The sequence below is a fragment of the [Bacillus] enclensis genome (assembly GCF_001456935.1).
Taxonomy (GTDB): Bacteria; Bacillota; Bacilli; order Bacillales; family Bacillaceae_B; genus Rossellomorea; species Rossellomorea enclensis.
Map to the genome: position 1 here is coordinate 55473 of NZ_KQ758488.1, position 22426 is coordinate 77898.

Consider the following 22426-nt stretch of genomic DNA (forward strand, 5'->3'; position numbering starts at 1 on the left):
CGTCCCTAACATGTATCTACCTCTTTTTAACATAGTAAACAGCTTTTTACGAATGAAATCTCCCTATATAAAAGAAGAAACCCAAAATACAAGAAAGGGGACTGACGGTATTGTTGTTGTCAGTCCCGGGTTGTGCTGTATTTATTTATGAAGTACGTCTAATGGATTAATCAGGGATCCGTTTTTGTGGACCTCAATATGAAGGTGTACACCGGTAGATTGACCTGTTGTTCCCATGATTCCCAGTTTATCGCCTTTGCCGACCTTTTGGCCGGCTGAAACGGAGATGGAATCAAGATGTGCGTAAGTCGTTTTGTAGCCGTTTTGATGGTCGATCACGACTTTGTTACCGTAGCCGCCGTCGTCCCAACCTGCAGAAACGACAACCCCGTTATCAACGGATTTGATCGTCTTATCGCTTGGGCGTGCGATGTCGATTCCTTTATGCATCTTGCCCCAGCGCTGACCCTGCTTGGAGGAGATATACCCGCCGTTTGTCGGCCATGCAAAGCTGCCGGAACCTCTTGAAGGAGTTTCTTTCGTTCCTTTAATGACGATGTATTTTTGAGGCTCTTTTACATCCTTTTCTTCAGTGACATTCTTCTCGGTTTGAGAACCGTTCACTTCTGTAGCAGTAAAGGTAACGGACTTCTCGCCTTCCACACCTTCCTGCTTCACTTTCGTATCGCCCTTATTCATTGAAGAATCTTCAATCACTTCTTTATCATAGGCGATTTTTTCAATCTTATTGACTTCCTTTTTAACCACTGTATGAACGAACGGCTTGCTGACCGTCACATTCAATTCTGATCCGATTTTCAACGCCCCGTCCTCATCCAGTTCAGGGTTCAATTTCAGAAGCTCGCCCGTCGTCAAATCAAGCTTCTCAGCGATTGCCCCAAGGACATCGCCTTCTTCTACCTTATACTTCTTCTCTTCGACACTTCCTTTAAGAAGCAGGTTTACAGCTTCATCAGCAGAAAGGATTTCTTTTGGATCCACCTGTGATTTTTCAGCTGCTACATCTTCTTTAAAAGAAACATCCAATAAACGTGTTTCATTTTCCTTCAAAGCGGGTAAAGAAGAATCAGCGTCATTTTCACGTGCTTCCAAATCTTTCAGTTCGTCTTCGGAAACATATTTCAGCTTGATCTTTTTCAGCGCTTCGTCCGCTGTCTCTTTATCTTTTACATACGCCACAGGCTTGTCATCGACAACCAATGCATAAGCATTCGCTTCGACAGCCATCGACTTGGATACATTATTCAAAACTTCCTGGTTATTCGTTTTTGCAGAGAAAACATTCTCAGGTATGTATGTGATGTCATTATTCCAGGTTACCTGGTAATCCTTGAACTTCTCTTCAGCATCTTGAAGCTTTTCTTCCAGCATGCCCTTCACATCATCCTGATCCGTAACAGCCCCTACATAATGACTGTTTACGTATACATGATAAATCGTCTTGAGCTCTTTATCTGTATCATCCGCAGAAGCAGATGCAAACGTCAGTGTTGAAAGTGCAAGCGTCGTGACCGCAACCTTCTTCATGAATTGAGAAGATCGGCCTCTATATTCTTCTAATTTCGGTAATAAGCGTTCTCCAAACTTCATTGTCTTGCCTCCTGTAAACTAAAAAGCAAAAATCACTGTGTTGGTCGTTCATTATGCCTAATTTTAGTAAATATTCTTGTAAATTCGTACTTTACTAACTTACCATAATTCGACGAAATACGGGGAAAAGTATTAGTATTGTAACAAAACTGTATAATTAATAGAATTTTCAATGAGTCGTTTTAATGATATTACCGCTGAAATCACTGATATAACTAGGAATAAGGTTGCATAGGAGAAATATTGCGTCCGAGGGAAAATGTGGTTATTTGTCACTTTTTGTTACATACATGTTACAAATACATAATAAAAAAGTACTACGAGAGACAAAGTCATCGCAGCACTTTTTGTAGATGGCTCAGGACGGAATCGAACCGCCGACACATGGATTTTCAGTCCATTGCTCTACCAACTGAGCTACTGAGCCGTGTTTAGTTATGTAATGAAGATCATCCGGTTCGGGCTGAGTGACCAGCGAGGGGAATGACGATTCATTATGTAAAAATAAAATGGCGGTCCGGACGGGACTCGAACCCGCGACCTCCTGCGTGACAGGCAGGCATTCTAACCAACTGAACTACCGGACCAGAGTTTTTCGCTTTAGCGAAATAACTTTCATTAATTGCTTTAGCAAAATATATTTCCTTAAATTGCTCTAACAAACTACCCAACTACCAAACTATCATTCTACTAAAAGAAAGATATGACCCGTACGGGATTCGAACCCGTGTTACCGCCGTGAAAGGGCGGTGTCTTAACCGCTTGACCAACGGGCCATGCAGGATGATAGATGTTTTGCTTCCGCAAAAATCTTTGGTGAGCCATGAAGGACTCGAACCTTCGACCCTCTGATTAAAAGTCAGATGCTCTACCAACTGAGCTAATGGCTCACAGTATATATCAACACGAAAGTTTCGCGACGTCTTTCGTGACAACGAAATTAATATTATCACGTATGGGAGACGGGGGCAATAGTTTTTTGTAGAATTTTGTTGAAAATTATTTTCTGGGGAATAAAAGAGGGATTCAGCATCCTTAAAGGAGCTGGATCCCTCTTTTCTATTGGGGAAATTTCAATGTATAGACGGTACTTTTTTTATTTCCTTCCCTCTGAACATTTAATTCTCTAAATATTCTTGTGGCCAACGAAGGGGAATCAATCATTAAAAAATGTTGGAGTTCTCTGCTTGTTATCTTTTCTCCAAATAACAAGCAATAATCGTTTAAGGCATTTTTATGTGCATCCTTTGAAGTCCAGTTGCAATAATCACACTTCCATCGCCCATGTCTTCTTTTAAGGGCATAATTATGGCATTGATCACAGCATACGCCTCTTATTACTTCATCCCTTGCAATGCCATAAGATTCAAGTATGGATTTCTTTAATGGGGAATGAGCTTTTAGAATACGCTTTGTTATTTTTTTCAGTTCTTTATCTTGAACTTCGATACCCTGGCCATAGTAATCTTCCAGTTCATTAATTTTTTGGGCGAGGCTTGTTGGTCTGATAATCTTTTGAGTAAATTGCTCATGGTTTGACCGTATTACAGCATGAATATTGCTCATGACGACTAATCCATGAATGGGAAGTGGAGGCAGTTGATTTAGATCTAACCATTGCCGCAGCATTGTTTCCTGACGATTTAATTGAAATAAGGGATCCGGAAATGCTTTCTGCTCCCCGTTTTTAGTTTGAACTGCTTGATTAAACTCACCATCAAAATCGATGATGCCTGATAAATTCTTTATTTCTAGAATGAGTATATATTTTTTAGTGAGGATCAGGGTATCGATTTGAAAGAACTGATTATTAATAAGGATTCTTACATCGTGAAGGATTAAGAAGTGTTGGTTCGGGAGGGTTTGCAAGTAGAAGTCGATTGATTTTTCTCCATTAAAGCCGGCTTGAAATTTTGAAAGGTCGTTTTTCAAGAGGATTATTTTCTCGTGTCTTTTCGGCAATCGTTCAAGAACTGCCTGCAACTTTAAGATTATTTCAGGGATTTGTCTTTCTTTAAGGTTCATTTCGCCACTCCAATCAAGTTTATCTTGGTTATTATTCGACGTTTTTCACTAAAATCCTGCTTTTTCTATGAGATTGACTAATGAAAGGAGCGCTTGAAGTGCAAAATTTGATGATTTTAGCTTTTTAGGATAATAAATAGGTGTTGGCACTTCCATGAGAAGATTTATTATCGATAATGAAAGATTTATTATCGACTTCTAAAAGTTTATTATCGATAATCGAAGTTTTATTATCGAAAAAGTAATATTGAGAAATTTTATTATCAAAAAATAGGGTTCGTTTTTAAAAATAGCCCTTTATTATCAAAATTAGTAATATATTATCAAACCGAACCGAAAACCTTAAATTTGTCGTTTTTAATACCCAATACCGTATAAACTACGCGCGAAATTTAAGCCATCACCAGCACCTTGCCACACTCCCCGGCCGCAACCCTCGGGCCAGCATCCAATTCCGCGGCGCCCTGCCACGATCCCTGTTGCACCACCTAACCCAAATCCACCCCCAGATCCAAACCAACAAAAAAACCACACCCCAGCCCCGCACAAACCAACGCACGGAACCAGGCTGCAGCCTCCAATAAAAGCCCCCAAACTCAACCAACATCCAACTAACCAACAACCAATCTAATAAGTCAAACTAGCCGCCACAATCAACCCAACCACAATTGAAACCGAGAACAAGCTGAAGCCGATGGCGACGTTGCCTTCTTCGACTTTCTTTGCCAGATTCGTTTTAGGTGTCAAAACGTATTCGATGATCCAGTACGCGATGACCTGGGTGGCGATCCCGATCAGCCCCCATACGAAGGCATCGAACAGGTTGACGCTGTTAGCCCAGACGGTGTAGATGACGATGGCCAGCCCGATGGCTTTGCCCCACAGTTTCAAGGCGACGGCGAGGTTGCCTTCGCGGATGAGGGTGGCTTCTGAGAATTTCGTTGTGAATGCGAATACGATGACCCCGAGGATCATGAGGCCGAGACCTGTGCCGACGTGGGCAAGAAAACTGATGAGTGCTTCACTCGTTATGATTTGCATGGATTACTCTCCTTTTTATCTTCCCCGATACCGATCGGGAGGAAGTATGATTCGTTATCGGTGATGGCGTTGCCGGCACGGTATCCGACGGCACCCGCTGTACCGTTTATGACGAAGCTGCCGACCATTAGACTCGCTTCTACAACACCTGAATCAGTCCGGATGTCATGCCGCGGCAGCTCAATATATTCCTGATAGACAGGCAGCGTTTCCTTATATGTTTCTTTCGGGTCCTGCAGCACGACCCTGCCGGATGCTTCAATGATTTTGACGGTATCGCCCTCGCGCCCGAAGGCAGGCTTCTGCACATAGGTCGCACCGTTTGATTCGAACACATCCGGATCGAGATACGTCGGTAAAAAGAACGCTGAAATCCATTCATGTTCTTCTTCTGTGAAAAAATCGCTCCCCGACTCATGAAGCCCCCAGATCAGGGCCTGCACGCCTTTGGACTGCATCAAGAATGCAGAAGGCGGGTTCAAAATGGCAAGCTTTCCGTCCATCACCAGCTTGATCAAATCGAGTCCCGATTTTTCACCGGTATCGGGATCCACATCGTCCACCAAATGCTCGATTGGATACGTCGGGCGGTACAGCACATCGATCCGCTCACCGCTTGGTGTGTAGAGTCCTGCTTCCCGGCCGGTCCTCACCTGCAATTGATCGAGGCTGACAAATTCAGAAGGGACATCCGCCAATGACTGCAGGTACCGCGTGGTCAGATAATCCTCTTCGTGATCGCTGTGCGAGGAAAAGACGATCTTCGGCGAGCCGTCCCGTCCGAGTGACCGCCAGGATGCGAGCAGTGCCCGACGGAGCTCAAGGCCGAGCTTCTCCTCAAGACCGGCATTCGGATCATTCAGCGAAAAATGATCGCACACTTTTCCGTTCACATTATAAAGCTCTTTCATGAAGGTCGGTGTGTCACTATTAAACTCCAATAGTTTCACTCGTCCGTCACTGCCCAAAACAAAATCGAATCGGCCGACGATGCACTCCTGGGGAATCGATTTAGTCCGTATGTAAGGAAGCGATTCCTCGGGAAATCCCAGTTCCAGCAGTGATTCATCACCGAGCTCGCGCAGGAGGCCGGCCGTTTTCACAAATACGTGATATGCTTTCTCCGAAGCATCACGGACCGCCTCGATCATGGCCATGGGTTCTTTTTTTATATCCAAAAGGGCATATTCCATTCCGAAGAGGTCGTGCCAGAAATCCGGGATCCCTTCATAAAAATCCGCTCTTTGTTCACGATGTGTACTATCCACCGAATCCGCCTTTCGAGCCGCTTCCAATCCCTGATTTATAGGATTTTGAATAGGATTTGTAGCCTGAATAATTGCGGAGGCTCGATTTGTTTTTAAACATTCTGCCGGCGAACCAGAAGTAGCCGAAATGAGAGGAGCGGCTGTCATCACAGTAGTACGTGCCGCTGTCGTCGTCCCAATCCCAGTCGTCGCAGTCGGTGTCTGTCGGCTCCGGCGGGAGGTCCTGGTTGTTCCCGCAGCCGGTGACGGAAATGGCCATCACGGAGGCGGCCACTCCTGCCATCAATTTTTTCGTTTTGTTCATTGCGTTTCCTCCTTCAGCGTTTCGCCGGTTGCTTTTACATATAAAATGTATACGGACCGGTCTTCGTCGATTTCGGCGGAATCCCGTTCATATTCCCTGCCATCTATATAGGTATATACTGAACCGGTGACGCTCAGAATATCAAGATGATCATCGTATGTTTCCTGTTTAACGATCGGGTGATTCTTCCTCGGATTCAGCTCACGGATCTCCAGCAGCAGTCCCTGCGGCGGGAAGAGCGGATCGGTGACAGGCTCTTCTTCATATTTGTCTACATATATAAGAAAAAGATTCCCTTCCTTCGCAGACGATGTCTGTCTGTAGGTGACGCCTTCTTTTACAAAAAACTCACATTCCCTGCGTGCAAGGATCTGTCCGAGTTCTATCTCCGGGTAATGAAAGATCGGTTCATAGCCGCCCATGCCTTTCAGCAGGCGGTATTCAAGTAAGGGGCGTGACATCCCTCGCATTCCTCCTTTGGTCGAATGGTTCGCTCTTTATGTATACGGTTCACAAAAAGAATGGTTTCACTCAAAACTTGGTTATTGGTATGATTATACTATGATTTCTTCAAGAGGAGCGATTGCATGGCCATTTTTATGAGGCTTTGGAAACAAGTTTCCAAGATGGACTTCGGTTTCATCTTATTGTTATCCGTTATTATCATTTTATTGGGGACATTCGGGATTTATTTTCTGGAACCCGAAGGCTTTCCTTCATTGTTTGACGGTTTCTGGTGGACGATGACCACCCTGACCACGGTCGGATACGGGGATTATTATCCCGTCACGGTCGGCGGACGCCTGCTCGGGATCTTCCTCTTTATCTTCGGGATCGGGATCATAGGGGTCCTGATCAGCAAGACGGTGGATGCCATCACGACGTTTCAAAAATACAAACGGGAAGGGAAGCTTGAGTATACCATGAACGATCATTTCATTTATATCAACTGGTCAAAGAAGACGGAAAGGGCGATTGCGGAAGTGCTGGCCCACTCGCCTGAAGCGGAAATGGTTCTGATCGACACGCTGGGTGAATCGCCGGTCGACCATCCCCAGATCCACTACATACAAGGGGACCCGTCCGATGAAGACATCTTGCTGCGAGCCAATATCATGGATGCCAAAAGGGTCGCGATCTTTTCCGATTCGCGGATAGAGGATCCGTCGCTGATTGACGGGAAGACCCTCCTGATTGCGTCTGCCGTTGAGGGACTGTCGAAGACGTACGAAAAAGAGATTCATACGATTGTAGAGATTTCCGAAGACCGCCATATCCCTAAATTCAAACACATCGCGGTCGAGGACTTCATCCTGTCCACCGATTCCGTCTCTTTCTTGATGGCAAAAGCGACGATTCATCCCGGGACGACGAGCTTGTTCAGGCAGCTCTTGAGCAAACGGTACGGGAATAACATCCACGAGCTGAAGGCGAACCCTGAGTGGAAGACCATCAAGCAGGCGTCTGAGGAGCTTCTGCAAAAAGGGGCCATCCTGCTGGCCGTCAATGACAGCATGGACTTCACCGATGCAATCAACCGCGAACTGCTCGAATCGGATACGCTGTACGTCGTCTGCCACGACAGGGTGTATGAACAGCTTACTGCTGGTGAATGAATATAAGAAAAGAAGCTGACCCGAGGGGTCAGCTTCTTTTTTGTGTGTCTTATTTTGAAATTATCTCGGGCTCCACACACTGCGCACCACATTCGTCTGTGAACGGTCAGGTCCTACAGAGAAGATGGAAAGCGGGATGCCGGTAAGCTGGGATACGCGCTCAAGGTAGTGGCGTGCATTTTCAGGAAGCTCGGAAAGCGTCTTGCAGCCTGTGATGTCTTCCGTCCAACCTGGAAGCTCTTCGTATACCGGGTCGCATTCAGCCAGGATGTTGAGGTTCGCAGGGAACTCTTCCATGATTTCGCCTTTGTATTTGTAAGCGACACAGATTTTTAATGTTTCGATGCCGGTCAATACGTCGATTGAGTTCAGGGACAGGTCAGTCAGTCCGCTGACACGGCGGGCATGGCGGACAACAACGCTGTCGAACCAGCCGACACGGCGTGCGCGTCCAGTCGTCGTACCGTACTCACGGCCGACTTCACGGATTTGATCGCCGATCTCGTTGTTCAGTTCAGTAGGGAATGGACCGTCTCCGACACGGGTCGTGTATGCTTTTGAAACACCGACAACGTGATTGATCTTTGTAGGTCCGACACCTGAACCGATCGTCACTCCCCCTGCTACCGGGTTGGATGACGTTACGAACGGGTATGTACCCTGGTCGATATCGAGCATGACACCCTGTGCTCCTTCAAAAAGAACGCGGCGGCCGTTGTCGATCGCGTCGTTCAATACAACGGATGTGTCCACGACGTACTTCTTGATCTGCTGGCCGTACTCGTAGTATTCATCAAGGATATCCTCGATTTTGAATCCTTCTGTTTCATAGAAACGCTCTAGAAGGCGGTTCTTTTCTTCAAGGTTGCGTGCAAGCTTTTCTTCGAACGATGCACGGTCAAGAAGGTCGGCGATACGAATCCCGATACGTGCCGCTTTATCCATGTAGGCAGGTCCGATCCCTTTTTTCGTTGTACCGATCTTGTTGGCGCCTTTACGCTCCTCTTCCACTTCGTCAAGCTTCAGGTGGTAAGGAAGGATGACGTGCGCGCGGTTGCTGATTCGCAAGTTCTCAGTTGTAACGTCACGGTCATGTAAGTATTTAAGTTCCTTCACCAATGCCTTCGGATCGACGACCATGCCGTTCCCGATGACAGAAATCTTTTCATTATAAAAGATACCTGATGGAATTAAGTGCAGCTTATATGTTTCACCGTCAAATTTAATTGTATGTCCCGCGTTATTACCGCCCTGGTAACGTGCGATTACTTCTGCATGTTCAGAAAGGAAGTCAGTGATCTTTCCTTTTCCTTCGTCTCCCCATTGTGTTCCCACTACTACTACTGAAGACATAATAAGCACCTCCGACGGGAATTAGTATTCCCTCTTTTTTCAAACAAACTCATTTTATCAACTGAATAGAGGAAAGTCAATCAAAACACGAACATTATTATAGGTATTTATCTTTATGTTCGTAAAATCAACACCGCGGAATCACCGGCACAAGGTCACGCCCACCCACGCTGAAAGCCCGTCCCGCACCGCTTTAAAGCACTGCAGATAAAATGATAAAAAAGTATTAGCCCGAAATTTTTATTTTTGGTATGTTTAAATAAGCATTTTGAATTTTACATACAATTGGATATTGAGGTGAGTGAGATGATTAAGCGTTTTTTCAGTTATTACCGTCCCCACAGGCGGCTGTTTTACATAGATTTCTTTTGTGCCGTGCTGGTCGGACTGCTTGAACTCGGGTTCCCGATTGCGGTGTCCTGGTTCATTGACACCCTCCTGCCTGAAGGGAATTGGAGTACGATCATCGCCGTGAGCGCGGGTCTCCTGGTCCTGTATCTGCTCAGTTCGAGCATGCAGTTTGTCGTGAACTATTGGGGGCATAAGCTCGGGATCAACATCGAGACCGATATGAGGCGTGAGCTTTTCCACCATGTGCAGCGGCAGTCCTTCCGCTTCTTCGACAACACGAAGACCGGGCACATCATGAGCCGCGTGACGAATGACCTGATGGACATCGGCGAGCTTGCCCACCACGGGCCGGAGGATTTATTCATCGCCGTCATGACGTTCATCGGGGCCTTCTGGATCATGCTGACGATCAATGCGAAGCTCGCACTTGTCGCGATCATCATCGTCCCGTTCCTTGTCTGGCTGATTTCGGTTTCGAATATCAAAATGAATAGGGCATGGACAAAAATGTACGGCAACATCGCCGACGTGAACAGCAGGGTGGAGGACAGCGTGTCCGGGTCCCGTGTCGTGCAGTCCTTCACCAACGAACAATTCGAGATGGACCGTTTCAATGAAAACAACCAGTTCTTCCGTAAATCGAAGCTTAAAGCGTACAACGTCATGAGTGTGAACCTTTCTGGGATCTATATCACCACGCGTTTGATGACGCTTGTAATCCTTGTATACGGGGCTTGGCTGAGCTTCTCGGGTGCCCTTACCTACGGCGAGCTGGTCGCGTTCATCCTTTACATCAACGTCCTTTTCAAGCCAATCGATAAAATTTCCGCCCTGCTTGAGCTGTATCCTAAAGGGATGGCCGGCTTCAAGCGGTTCACGGAACTGATGGATATGGAGCCGGATATCGAAGACCGTCCGCACGCGGTGGAAGTGTCCACGTTAAGAGGCCGTATCGAGTTCGACCGCGTCCGTTTTGGCTACGAGCCGGACCGGCCGATCCTGAACGACCTGTCATTCGGGATCGAACCGGGGCAGACCGTCGCTTTCGTCGGTCCTTCAGGTGCGGGGAAAACGACGATCTGCTCGCTTATCCCGCGTTTCTACGATATCGAGTCAGGGGCCATCACCATTGACGGGATCGATGTCAGGGATATGACGAAAAAATCGCTCCGCTCCCAAATCGGGATCGTCCAGCAGGATGTATTCCTGTTTACAGGGACACTGCGTGAGAACATCGCGTACGGCAAACTGGATGCGACGCAGGAAGAGATCGAAGAAGCATCAAGGCGCGCCCATTTGACCGATCTGATTGCATCCCTTCCTGACGGGTACGATACCCAGATCGGTGAGCGAGGCTTGAAATTATCCGGCGGTCAGAAGCAGCGGCTGTCGATTGCAAGGATGTTCCTGAAGAACCCTCAGATCCTCATTCTCGATGAAGCGACTTCGGCACTTGATACCGAGACAGAAGCGATCATCCAGGAGGCGCTGAACGAATTGGCGAAAGACCGGACCACTCTGGTCATCGCCCACCGTCTGGCCACGATCCGTAAAGCGGACCGCATCCTCGTTGTCACTGAAAACGGCATTGCCGAGGACGGGACGCATGAAGAGCTTCTTTCGATTGAGGATGGGATTTTCACGAAGTTGCATGCTCATCAGCATGCGACGATATTGTAGTATTGTTTAGGGTCCAGGTGCGGGGTTGTGCTGCACCTGGTTTTTTTGTTGGCCCATGGCGGCTAGATATTGATTGTCGTTAATGATATGGTGGTTTTTATTGGATGTGCGTTTTGACAAATGGACCGTGGGCTTGATCTCAGAGGTATCGGCCGTGGTTAAAATCGGTTTTGATAATATATTGGGATTTTTGATAATAAATGGCCCGTTTTTGATAATATAATTGGATTTTTGATAATAAAGAGGCCGGTTTTGATAATATATCAGCTAAAATACCCCCGCCTCTGGTCAAAAAGCCGAACAGCAGCCCAGAAAACAGGCACTAACAACAAATCCAGCCCCACACCCTTTCAATGACTCAAAAGATTTTTTCAAAAAAAGAATTTAACAAGCTAAAAAAACCAAGCATATGACTCCATGCTTGGTTTTTTGCTTCTAACTCTATTAATAAAACAGCGGAGGCCGGTCTAAGCCCCCGGCGGAACCCCGGAATCATCAAACCGCCGTTCCAGATTGACGAATTTGTTGTATTCTTTCACGAACGCGAGCGAGACGTTCCCGACCGGGCCGTTACGCTGCTTGGCGATGATGATTTCGATGATGTTTTTATTTTCGGCATCATGATCGTAGTAATCTTCACGGTAGAGGAAGGCTACGATATCGGCATCCTGCTCGATACTCCCTGATTCACGGATATCGGACATCATCGGACGCTTGTCCTGACGCTGCTCGACTCCACGAGAAAGCTGTGACAGGGCGATGACCGGCACCTCAAGCTCACGGGCGAGCCCTTTCAATGAACGGGAAATTTCGGAAACCTCCTGCTGACGGTTCTCGCCTCCGCGGCCATTCCCCTGGATCAGCTGCAGGTAGTCGATCAGGATCATGCCGAGTCCGTGTTCCTGTGCCAGACGGCGGCATTTGGAACGGATCTCCCCGACTTTTATCCCCGGCGTATCGTCGATATAGATACCGGCATTCGAGAGGCTTCCCATTGCCATCGTCAGCTTTCTCCAGTCCTCATCGGTCAGGTCACCGGTACGGAGGTTCTGGGCATTGATGTTGCCTTCGGCGCAGAGCATACGCATGACGAGCTGCTCCGCTCCCATCTCCAGCGAGAAGATTGCAACGTTTTCCTTCGCCTTTACCGCGACGTTCTGCGCGATGTTCAGGGCGAAGGCGGTTTTACCCATCGATGGACGGGCGCCGACGATGATCAGGTCGTTTCGCTGGAACCCGGCCGTCATATGATCGAGGTCCGCGAAGCCGGTCGGTATCCCGGTGACGTCCCCTTTACGGTTGGTGAGTGTTTCGATATTGTCGTACGTCCGGACAAGCACGTCCTTGATGTTGTGGAAGGCACCGGCATTCTTGCGCTGGGCAACTTCCATGATGCTTTTTTCCGCTTCCCCGAGGAGGGCATCGACTTCATCCTCTCGGGCATAGCCGTCGGATGCAATGTCGGTCGCCGTGCGGATGAGTCTTCTCAGCAAGGACTTTTCTTCTACGATTTTCGCGTAGTACTCGATATTGGCAGCAGTCGGTACCGACCCTGCAAGCTCACTCAAATAAGCGACCCCGCCGACATCCTCAAGTTCTTTGGCGGCTGCCAGTTCTTCTGTCACGGTGATGAGGTCGACCGCTTTACCGCCATCCCCGAGCTTCAGCATGACATTGAATATTTTCTGATGAGAGTGACGATAGAAATCTTCTGGGATCAGTCCTTCAGAAGCCGTCGTCAATGCACTCGGTTCCAGGAAGATGGCACCGAGCACAGCTTGTTCCGCTTCAATGTTCTGAGGGGGGATCCGTTCTTGCAGCATCTCATTCATTTATACATTACCTCCATTTCGAAAAACAGGTGGAAGAGCTTTTTATAATAAAAACGTTCATTACTTTATTCCTACCGAAAAAATGTGACCGGGAGAAAATCCGATCACATTTTTATCAAACTATATTCATTTTATCATGTTTTTCGCTAAATGAATTTACCAAATTTCGTATGTTCGGGAAATTATTCTTCGGTTACGTGCACTTTCAGTGTAGCCGTCACGTCTGTATGCAGCTTCACAGGTACATTAGTGAAGCCCAGTGAACGGATTGCATCGTTCATTTCGATCTTGCGCTTGTCCACTTTGATACCGTGTGCTTTTTTCAGGACATCGGCGATTTGCTTGCTTGTGATTGAACCGAACAGGCGGCCGCCTTCACCGGACTTCGCTTTCATTTCGACTGTAAGCTCCTCAAGCGTCCCTTTTAGTTTCTTTGCTTCTTCCAGTTCTTCCTGGGCAAGCTTCTCTTCTTTTTTCTTCTGGCCTTCAAGCTGGCCGACATTGGCGTTTGTCGCCTCTACCGCAAGTCCTTTTTTAAGAAGGAAGTTGTGGGCGTAACCGTCCGCCACATTTTTCACTTCTCCTTTTTTCCCTTTACCTTTAACATCTTTCAGAAAAATTACTTTCATGTCTCTTTTCTCCCTTCGAAATATTCATCTAGTGCTTCTTTTAACTGTTGTTCCGCTTCCCCAACAGATATTTCTTTTAATTGAGTGGCAGCATTCGTCAGATGTCCGCCGCCGTTCAGGTTTTCCATGATGATCTGGACGTTCACATCCCCGAGGGAACGTGCGCTGATCCCGACCGTTTCCGGATCCCTTTTTGAAATGACAAAGGAAGCAACGACCTCATCCATTGTGAGGAGTGTATCTGCCGCCTGGGCGATAAGGACGGAATCATAGATGACATCCTCGGATGCCTTCGCAATCGCCACGCCTTTATGATGGAACTCGACCGACTCGATCAGGCGTGCCCGTTTGATATAGGTCTCGACGTCCTCTTTTAAAAACTTCTGGACGAGGACGGTGTCCGCACCCTGTGCCCTTAAGTAGGAAGCCGCGTCGAAAGTCCTTGATCCCGTTCGGAGCGTGAAGCTTTTCGTGTCGACGATGATGCCGGCAAGAAGGGACGTGGCTTCAAGCATCGAGATCTTCTCGTGCTTCGGCTGATATTCAAGGAGCTCGGTCACAAGCTCCGCAGTCGAGGAAGCATAAGGTTCCATATAGACGAGCAGCGGATTCTTGATGAAATCCTCGCCGCGTCTGTGATGGTCGATGACGACGACCTTATCGATTTTATTCAACAATTTTTCTTCGATGACAAGCGACGGCTTATGCGTGTCGACGACGACGAGCAATGTATCATCCGTCGCCATTTCAAGCGCTTCTTCCGGTGTGATGAAGCGTGAGTACAGATCGGAATTATTCTTGATTTCCCTCATCATCCGTTTGACTCCATTGTCGATTTCATTGAAGTTCAGGACGACATACCCTTCGCGCTGGTTCATCTGGGCGACCTTGCGAATCCCGATCGCTGCTCCGATCGCATCCATATCAGGGTGCCTGTGCCCCATGATGATGACTTTATCGCTTTCGATCATCGTTTCACGCAGTGCATGCGAGATGACGCGGGCACGCACCCTTGTGCGTTTTTCCATCGGGTTCGTCTTGCCCCCGTAGAATTTGACCTTTCCGTTCGTCTGCTTGATGGCGACCTGATCGCCTCCGCGGCCAAGGGCAAGATCGAGGCTTGACTGGGCAAGCGTCCCCAGTTCAGGAAGGGAAGGCACCCCGGTGCCGACCCCGATGCTCAAAGTAAGCGGGACATTTTGTTTCGATGTCGTTTCGCGGACATCATCGAGAATCCCGAACTTTTCTTTTTCCAGAACCTGAAGGATCTTTTCATTGATGACCGCAACAAAACGCTCGGAAGAAACACGCTTTAAGAAAACGCCGTACTCTTTTGCCCATTTATTTAAGATGGAGGTCACCAGGCTGTTCAGGCTGCTGCGGGTCTGGTCATCCATCCCCTGTGTCAATTCATCATAGTTATCAAGGAAGATGATTGCAATATTAGTCCGTTCTTCATGGAATTGCTTCTCGATTTCCTTTTGCTCGGTGACATCAAAGAAGTAAAGAAGCTTTTCTTTCAGCTTCAATATGACATGATATTTCCGTTCATTCAGCGTAATGATCTCCGAGTCCACTTCCTGCTTGATGAGCGGCACAAGATTCTCGGCCACGTCATAGAGCGAGCGGCCCACGACGGTATCCTCATTAAAGCAAGATGCAAGGAATGGGTTTGTCCATTCGATGTAGTACTCATCGTTGATCAGCATGATCCCGATCGGCATTTCCATCAATGCCTCTTCACCGACACGCTTCACCCGGTAGGATAGGGTGGAGATATATTCTTCCGTCTCCTCATGGGACCTTTTTTCAAAATAAAAGGCGAGGAAAAACGCGCATCCAAAGACGATCAACCCGATTAACGAAATAATCCATTTGTAAAAAGCGACCGCTACTAACAAGAGAGCTGCTAATATAGCTAGACCGTACAATGGGTAACGGATCATTCGCTTATTAAAATAAGATGGCATGATTTCAGCTCCTGGAACTTAAATTATATATTTTATGACTTACGCTGCAGTCGTTCTCTCAGATTGAATCCTAAGTCAATTATACCTAAAATTCTCACGATATAAAGGAGTGGGAACGAAATGATTGTAATTCCTACCAAAATCCCCTTCGACCAGCCCTTGTAATGGGCGAAGAAATAAAGGAATGACAGGCCCTGCACAGCCATCAGTGTCTGCAGGACATAAAGCACATTCAAGATTGCCGTATACAAATAGGTGCCTTCTTCGGGCTGGGCGATCATCGATACGACCAGGACGAGCAGATAGTACCACAGGATGCTTTTAGGCAGCATCCATTCCCTGAACGGCTTGAAGACCGGTACCGGGATACCCAGCCTTTTCAAGATTGGGAAGTTAATCACGATGATCAGGAGGGCACCGATCGCTGCCATTCCCAGGAATAGAGCGGGCATCAGTGTCTGGATCAACTGGATGGAACTGTTCAGGCTCTCGATAATCCTCTGATCCTGCTCCTGCCCCACCTGTTCGAGCAATGAATAATATGTAGTTTTAGACTCTTTCAAACTGTCTTCCACAATATTTATATTGAAAAAAGCAATCGATAAAACAAAACCGATGACGATATTGATCAATAATATGAACGTGGATGACAAGAATATTCTTAGTTTATCCCATTTGTTCCTGATCCCCCAGCCCATCACAAGAGCCAATGATCCGAATGCCAGTCCTAGCGGAAGCGCGACCGGTCCCCCGACTAAAAAGCTGAGCAGCATCGCCCCCAAGAGGACATAAAGGGAATTCGCGAATGAATGGCTTGCACTGAAAAAGATCAGCGGCAGCGGCAAAACGAAAAATGCCACCGTTCCGAGGAAAGGCACGTACAGCACCATAAGTAATAAAACGGTGAAGATGGCGAGCATTAATGCCCCTTGCGTTATAACACGAGTATTTTTCAACAGCTAACTCTCCCAACATTATTTTCAAACGAAACATCCATAACAGAATAATCATATCAATTTTACCGATGAATTTCATCTGACGGGCATTTGTTAAGTCGTAAAAAAGATGCCCCCGCATGACATCCTTCTTTTTCCTTAGTATATACTCCCTTAGCACAAGAGTATTCCTGAGGCAATAAGTTGGATGATGCTGAGGCACCTGCCTGTATTATTGAATTTTAAACTTCTGAATGGAATCCTGCAGTTCCTGACTGAGATCTGTCAGGTGTTCCGCTGCTTCTGTAACAGAGTGGATGGCCCTCAGTTGTTCCTCTGAGGAAGCATTCATCTCTTCACAGGAAGCCGCTGTCTGCTCTGCCGTGGCCGCCATCAGCTGGATGACATTGACGACTTCATCTTTATCCAGGTTGATCTGGCCAACCTGCTTGTACATCTGTTCAATCTCGGTCTGCATCGTTTTCATCAGAGCGGACGTTTGATCGAAGACATCGTTTGTTTTCTGGATGACCCCGAACTGGACCTCGAAGGTTTCCTTTGTCTTCGCCATCTCATCGACCGCCTGATTCGACCCCTGCTGTATTTCGCTGATTGTGCCTTTTACCTGCTCGGTTGCCTGAACCGACTGATCGGCAAGCTTCCTCACTTCGTCGGCAACGACCGCAAATCCTTTCCCGTGCTCGCCTGCCCTTGCCGCTTCAATGCTCGCATTCAGGGCAAGAAGATTTGTCTGTGCGGATATATCGGTGATCGTCTCCATGACGGATTCAATCGTCTTCACTTTGGATTCAAGGCTTATGATGACTTTTTCCATAGAAGAGATATATTCTTTGGAAGAATGATAGGCTCCGATCAGTTCTTCCACCTGATCCATCCCGATCCTGTTCATTTCATCCGCTTTACCGGCCATTTCAGCCATGATTTTAGAGTTGTCATACACTTCATTGATGCGAGTCCCGAGAAGCTCGGACTTCTGATGTGCGCTCTCGGAATCGGCCGCAGACTGGGATGCACCGTGTGCGATTTCACTCACGACCGTTGCCATTTCCTCGCTTGACGCATTGGTTTCTTCCGATACCGCACTCAAGCTTTCAGCCGACTGGCGGACGTTCATGACCGACGCCTGGACGACTTTGATCGTATCTCTCATACTCGAAATCATCTTATTCAGATCAGCCGCAAGAAGACCTGTTTCATCTTTAGAATGGATCGACGACTGAATGGACAGATCCCCGGTGGCAACCTCCGTCACCGTCTTCTGCAACGCTTTGATCGGCTTGGTCATCTTGTCTGAGACAAATACGACCATGATCAGCATGACAACAAGTGCCGCCAGCCCGGTGATGAGCAATAGGCGGTCAATTTCCTTCGATGACTCTAAAAGAGCATCCTTCTCATAAGCGGATCCGACCTTCCAATTCGTCTTCGGAACCGTATTGTAGACGAGCACCTTCTTCTCGCCGTCCAATTCATAGTGAATCGTACCCTGCTTGTTTTCAGACTCGAGCATCTCTTTAATGAATGGGCGGTCAGATAGATTTTCCCCGCGCAATGTAGGATGGACAATCGCTGTTCCGTCGAGTCCAAATAGGAACGGGTAACCTTCATAGCCAAGTTCCATATCGGACACACGATCCGTCAGTTTCGTCAGATTCACATCGACACCAATGACACCGATGATTTGGTTATCCGACACAACCGCCTTCGATGCCGTGATGATATACTCTTCCGTTGCCGTATCGATATAAGGCTCACTCCACACAACGCCGGATTTCGCTTCCACAGCATCCATATACCAGTCACGGCTCGTCGGATCGAAATCATCCGGCAGATCGACAGCAGGTACGATTTTAAGCTGCTTGGTCGGGGATGCGATATAAACCGACGTCGCCTCCTGGTACAAGCTCAGATAATTGTTAAAATCCGACTGGATATCTGCATACAGTTCCGTATCCTGGGCAGCATCCACCTCGGGATCAATCTGCGCCTTCGAGTAATTCTTCAATACATTCGAAACCGAATACTGGTTCAGGCTCTTCTCATACTGTTCAAGGAACAGCTGCACCGAGCTATTCAGCTCCTTCACGACTCCCTGCGTCTGCCCAATCACCTGATCCTCCGTCTTCATCCGCGTCTGCCAGCTCGTAATCGCTATGATCGCGACCAGCGATGTAATGAACAAGACAGAGAAGACCATGATGAGTTTCGCCCTTATGGAGGACAGCTTCAGTGAGTCTTTATTTTGTTGTCTCTTTTTCTTTTGTTTCTTTTTTTCCACTCGTCTTCCCCCTAAATCCCTATAAGTCTCTCCTGTTGTTTATCGACAGGATTCGTCAAGGTTTAACAGGGGGTGGGGATTTTGGTGGATTGGTTTTTTGCTGGAAATTAGGGAGTGGGGGATGTTTTTTTCCTGGAATGTGGGGTGAGGATGGGATCGAGATTGGGTTCGCTGGCTGCTTGGTGTTGAAGTTGGATCTGAGGATGGGGGAGGTTGGGACTTGATTGGGGGAAAACCGGTTTTTGATAATAAAATTGGATTTTTGATAATATAATGGCTGTTTTTGATAATATTTTGGTTTTTGATAATATAATGGCTGTTTTTGATAATATATCATTCGGAGCGCTCTAAATAGCTGCCCTTTTCAACGAAATAACAACTATTTTCATCATTTAAAAAAGTTTTTGACAAATCACACCGCTTTTTCAACATAAAAACACAAAAAAACAGCAGGAACAATCGTCCCAGCTGTTTTATCCGTTCAATTATTCACCGCTAACGTATGGAAGCAATGCCATTGTACGAGCGCGCTTGATCGCACGAGTCAACTTACGTTGGTACTTAGCGTTTGTTCCAGTTACACGACGTGGAAGAATTTTTCCACGCTCAGAGATGAATTTCTTAAGAAGATCCACATCTTTGAAATCGATATGTGTAATTCCGTTTGCTGTGAAGTAGCATACCTTACGGCGTCTACGTCCACCTCTACGTCCTCCTGCCATGTGATTCGCCTCCTATCATTTTAAATTATTCGTATCGTTCGTTTAGAATGGCAGATCATCATCAGAAATGTCGATCGGCTGACCGTCATTTGCAAATGGATCCTCATCTACACGTGTGTAGTTATTATTGTTGTTGTTGTTATTGTTGCGCTGTTGATTCTGATTCTGACTATAAGGATTTCCCTGGTCACGCTGACCTCCACCCGAATAGCCCGGACTTCCTCCACGATCGCCTTGGTTCGCATTTCGCGGTTCCAAGAATTGAACACTTTCCGCCACAACTTCCGTCATGAACACACGGCGTCCATCTTGTCCTTCGAAATTACGAGTCTGGATGCGACCGTCAACGCCAGCTAAGCTGCCTTTTTTAAGAAAGTTTGCTACATTCTCTGCAGGGCGACGCCATACAACACAATTAATAAAATCTGCTTCACGTTCTCCTGATTGATTCGTAAAACTACGATTCACGGCAAGTGTGAACGATGCAACAGCCACTCCATTCGGAGTGTATTTTAATTCAGGGTCTTTGGTTAAACGCCCTACTAATACAACTCGGTTCATCATCAGAATCAACCCCTTCCTTCCAGAATCCTGTTTCATATGAAACATTCACAGAAGTATATCTTAAAAAACGTTCGGATTATTCTTCGTCTTTAACAACGATATGACGGATAATGTCGTCACTGATCTTAGCCAAACGATCGAATTCGTTTACAGCTTCAGTGTTAGCGTTCATCTTCACTAGTTGGTAGAAACCATCACGGAAATCGTTGATTTCATACGCTAAACGACGTTTACCCCAATCTTTTGACTCGATGATCTCCGCACCGTTAGTTGTTAGAACGTTATCGAAACGCTCAACTACTGCTTTCTTTGACTCATCGTCAATGTTTGGGCGGACAATGTACATTAGTTCGTACTTTCTCATCTGAATGTCACCTCCTCGTGGACTATGCGGTCCTTTCATTACGAAAGGACAAGGAGCAATGCGTTCATTACTCACGAAATAAAATTATAGCACAGCTTTTCTAGTATTGCAATATATCGTAGAAAAACTGATAGATTTTATAGGGAGGCGGTTTTGAATTTTTGTGAGAGATTTTGCTTTCCGTGGGGGAAGATCTTTCGGTAGTGATGCGGAGGCGTGATTCACGCTGCGGAGGCGGAATTTCGATAAAACTCGGCGTCCTTTGATAATAAAATTTCATTCTCAATAATAAAACGTTAATCGTGATCGTTTTGAAGCCTTGCTGATAATAGAAAAAGAGGATTCGATAATAAATCCTTAAAATTTGAAAATAAATGTTTGAATTTCGATAATAAACTTTCCGTTTTCGATAATAAGACAAGTTGCATAGCAGTCAGACTGCTTCAATTCACTAAAAAACACTTCCACCCAGCTATTTTCGTTAATTTTTTTATGCAGATTGCCTGAATCTAAATGCTTTTTTACCAAAAACGATCAAACTTCTGCTCAAAACTTGAAAAAAGCATAAAAAAGACCGGAGTCGCCCCCGGCCTTTCAACAATCTCTTACACATTAAAACGGAAGTGGATAACGTCTCCGTCTTTTACTAGATATTCTTTCCCTTCAAGGCGGACTTTACCGGCTTCCTTGGCTGCTCCCATTGTTCCTGCTTCAACCAGGTCAGCATAGGAGACGGTTTCGGCGCGGATGAAGCCTCTTTCGAAGTCGGAGTGGATGACTCCGGCACATTGAGGGGCTTTCATGCCTTCGCGGAATGTCCAAGCGCGGACTTCCTGTACACCTGCCGTGAAATAAGTAGCAAGGCCAAGAAGCGAATAAGTTGCACGGATCAGCTGATCAAGGCCGGATTCTTCGATTCCTAGCTCCTGAAGGAACATCGCTTTCTCTTCATCATCAAGTTCAGCGATCTCAGACTCGATTTTTGCACAGACAACGATAACTTCTGCGTTGTCTTCTTTCGCAAATTCGCGGACCTTTTGCACGTATTCATTATCTGATGGATCTGCGATTTCATCTTCGCTTACATTCGCTACATACAATACCGGCTTTGAAGTCAGAAGGTGAAGCTGCTTCACAAGCTTCATCTGCTCTTCTGAGAATTCAACCGTACGTGCCGGCTGTTCCGCTTCAAGAACTTCTTTCAGCTTCACAAGGATATCATGCTCGAATACCGCTTCTTTATCTTTTTGCTTGGCCATCTTCTGGACGCGCGCAAGACGCTTGTCAACTGTTTCAAGATCGGCAAGGATCAATTCAAGATTGATGACTTCGATATCAGCGATTGGATCCACTTTACCGGAAACGTGCGTGATGTTGTCATCGGCAAAACAGCGGACAACCTGACAGATTGCGTCAACCTGGCGAATATGGGATAAGAATTTGTTTCCAAGTCCTTCCCCTTTACTCGCTCCTTTTACGATTCCCGCGATATCGGTGAATTCAAAAGCAGTAGGAACGGTCTTCTTCGGCTGAACAAGCTCAGTCAATTTATCGAGACGGTGATCGGGCACCTCTACAATTCCCACGTTTGGATCGATTGTACAGAAAGGATAGTTAGCAGATTCTGCGCCTGCTTTTGTGATTGCGTTAAAAAGTGTTGATTTACCTACATTCGGCAGCCCAACAATACCAGCTGTTAAAGCCATTTCGGTCACTCCTCTTATTGTTCTTATCTATGAAAAAATCGTGATTGATGTTAACTCTTCCAAATGGTCGAACCCTTCACAATTATAGAGATAATAGGAGGAAAAGACAAGTAGGCAGAAAAGCGGAGGGGCTTTGCAAAGGGGCGTGTGTCATAA

General features: G+C 46.6%; 17 protein-coding genes, 4 tRNA genes and 1 pseudogene. 2 read left to right on the top strand and 20 right to left on the bottom strand.

Annotation, left to right across the window (positions count from 1 at the left end; all coding sequences use genetic code 11):
• Window positions 1–141: 141 nt before the first annotated feature.
• The 10 genes from AS034_RS19130 to AS034_RS19175 all read right to left on the bottom strand — a co-directional run bounded on the left by AS034_RS19130 (window position 142) and on the right by AS034_RS19175 (window position 6710).
• Window positions 142–1611 carry a M23 family metallopeptidase gene (locus AS034_RS19130; RefSeq protein WP_058299792.1) on the bottom strand — a complete coding sequence of 490 codons (1470 nt, stop codon included), beginning with the start codon at window positions 1609–1611 and terminating at the stop codon, window positions 142–144.
• A 354-nt stretch (window positions 1612–1965) separates the two neighbouring features.
• Window positions 1966–2038 (bottom strand) — tRNA-Phe (locus AS034_RS19135).
• Between the two features lie 83 nt (window positions 2039–2121).
• Window positions 2122–2198, bottom strand: a tRNA-Asp gene (locus AS034_RS19140).
• 117 nt (window positions 2199–2315) lie between these two features.
• Window positions 2316–2387, bottom strand: a tRNA-Glu gene (locus AS034_RS19145).
• A 38-nt stretch (window positions 2388–2425) separates the two neighbouring features.
• Window positions 2426–2501, bottom strand: a tRNA-Lys gene (locus tag AS034_RS19150).
• A 169-nt stretch (window positions 2502–2670) separates the two neighbouring features.
• Window positions 2671–3636: a nuclease-related domain-containing protein gene (locus AS034_RS19155; RefSeq protein WP_058299793.1), complete on the bottom strand. Its 966-nt coding sequence runs from the start codon at window positions 3634–3636 to the stop codon at window positions 2671–2673.
• Between the two features lie 627 nt (window positions 3637–4263).
• Window positions 4264–4677 carry a DUF350 domain-containing protein gene (locus AS034_RS19160; RefSeq protein WP_032087108.1) on the bottom strand — a complete coding sequence of 138 codons (414 nt, stop codon included), beginning with the start codon at window positions 4675–4677 and terminating at the stop codon, window positions 4264–4266.
• Complete coding sequence (locus AS034_RS19165; protein ID WP_058299794.1) at window positions 4665–5945, bottom strand: glutathionylspermidine synthase family protein; 1281 nt, start codon at window positions 5943–5945, stop codon at window positions 4665–4667. Before AS034_RS19165 ends, AS034_RS19160 begins: the two co-directional genes overlap by 13 nt.
• The gene (locus tag AS034_RS23230) at window positions 5938–6249 is read right to left on the bottom strand and encodes a hypothetical protein (protein WP_032087110.1); all 312 of its coding nucleotides are present in this window, start codon (window positions 6247–6249) and stop codon (window positions 5938–5940) included. The genes AS034_RS19165 and AS034_RS23230 overlap by 8 nt, the downstream gene beginning before the upstream one ends.
• Window positions 6246–6710, bottom strand: a complete 465-nt coding sequence (locus tag AS034_RS19175; protein ID WP_058299795.1) for a hypothetical protein — start codon at window positions 6708–6710, stop codon at window positions 6246–6248. The genes AS034_RS23230 and AS034_RS19175 overlap by 4 nt, the downstream gene beginning before the upstream one ends.
• Before the next feature lie 114 nt (window positions 6711–6824).
• Between AS034_RS19175 and AS034_RS19180 the strand changes: the two are divergent.
• Window positions 6825–7865, top strand: a pseudogene (locus tag AS034_RS19180) (potassium channel family protein); the annotation flags it as partial.
• 60 nt (window positions 7866–7925) lie between these two features.
• On the opposite strand, the gene AS034_RS19185 reads toward AS034_RS19180, so the two are convergent.
• A complete protein-coding gene (locus tag AS034_RS19185; RefSeq protein WP_058299797.1) occupies window positions 7926–9218 on the bottom strand; it encodes an adenylosuccinate synthase in 1293 nt (430 codons plus the stop codon).
• Window positions 9219–9524: 306 nt separating this feature from the next.
• Between AS034_RS19185 and AS034_RS19190 the strand changes: the two genes are divergently transcribed.
• Complete coding sequence (locus tag AS034_RS19190) at window positions 9525–11249, top strand: ABC transporter ATP-binding protein (RefSeq protein WP_058299798.1); 1725 nt, start codon at window positions 9525–9527, stop codon at window positions 11247–11249.
• A 467-nt stretch (window positions 11250–11716) separates the two neighbouring features.
• On the opposite strand, the gene dnaB is transcribed toward AS034_RS19190, so the two are convergent.
• From dnaB to ychF, 9 genes are all read right to left on the bottom strand, one after another.
• A complete protein-coding gene (gene dnaB / locus AS034_RS19195) occupies window positions 11717–13081 on the bottom strand; it encodes a replicative DNA helicase (RefSeq protein WP_032087116.1) in 1365 nt (454 codons plus the stop codon).
• A 182-nt stretch (window positions 13082–13263) separates the two neighbouring features.
• A complete protein-coding gene (rplI, locus tag AS034_RS19200; RefSeq protein WP_032087117.1) occupies window positions 13264–13710 on the bottom strand; it encodes a 50S ribosomal protein L9 in 447 nt (148 codons plus the stop codon).
• A complete protein-coding gene (locus AS034_RS19205; RefSeq protein WP_058299799.1) occupies window positions 13707–15680 on the bottom strand; it encodes a DHH family phosphoesterase in 1974 nt (657 codons plus the stop codon). Before AS034_RS19205 ends, rplI begins: the two co-directional genes overlap by 4 nt.
• A gap of 32 nt (window positions 15681–15712) precedes the next feature.
• Window positions 15713–16636, bottom strand: coding sequence for a YybS family protein (locus AS034_RS19210; RefSeq protein WP_141687771.1), 924 nt, complete (start codon window positions 16634–16636; stop codon window positions 15713–15715).
• A gap of 211 nt (window positions 16637–16847) precedes the next feature.
• Window positions 16848–18914, bottom strand: coding sequence for a methyl-accepting chemotaxis protein (locus AS034_RS19215; RefSeq protein ID WP_058299801.1), 2067 nt, complete (start codon window positions 18912–18914; stop codon window positions 16848–16850).
• Window positions 18915–19399: 485 nt separating this feature from the next.
• On the bottom strand, window positions 19400–19636 hold the full coding sequence (gene rpsR, locus AS034_RS19220) for a 30S ribosomal protein S18 (RefSeq protein ID WP_032087120.1): 237 nt from the start codon (window positions 19634–19636) through the stop codon (window positions 19400–19402).
• 42 nt (window positions 19637–19678) lie between these two features.
• Entirely contained in the window at window positions 19679–20200 is a 522-nt protein-coding gene (gene ssb, locus AS034_RS19225) for a single-stranded DNA-binding protein (RefSeq protein ID WP_032087121.1), read from the bottom strand.
• Window positions 20201–20276: 76 nt separating this feature from the next.
• Window positions 20277–20564, bottom strand: a complete 288-nt coding sequence (gene rpsF, locus AS034_RS19230) for a 30S ribosomal protein S6 (protein WP_032087122.1) — start codon at window positions 20562–20564, stop codon at window positions 20277–20279.
• 605 nt (window positions 20565–21169) lie between these two features.
• The gene (ychF, locus tag AS034_RS19235) at window positions 21170–22270 is read right to left on the bottom strand and encodes a redox-regulated ATPase YchF (RefSeq protein WP_032087123.1); all 1101 of its coding nucleotides are present in this window, start codon (window positions 22268–22270) and stop codon (window positions 21170–21172) included.
• Between the last annotated feature and the right edge of the window lie 156 nt (window positions 22271–22426).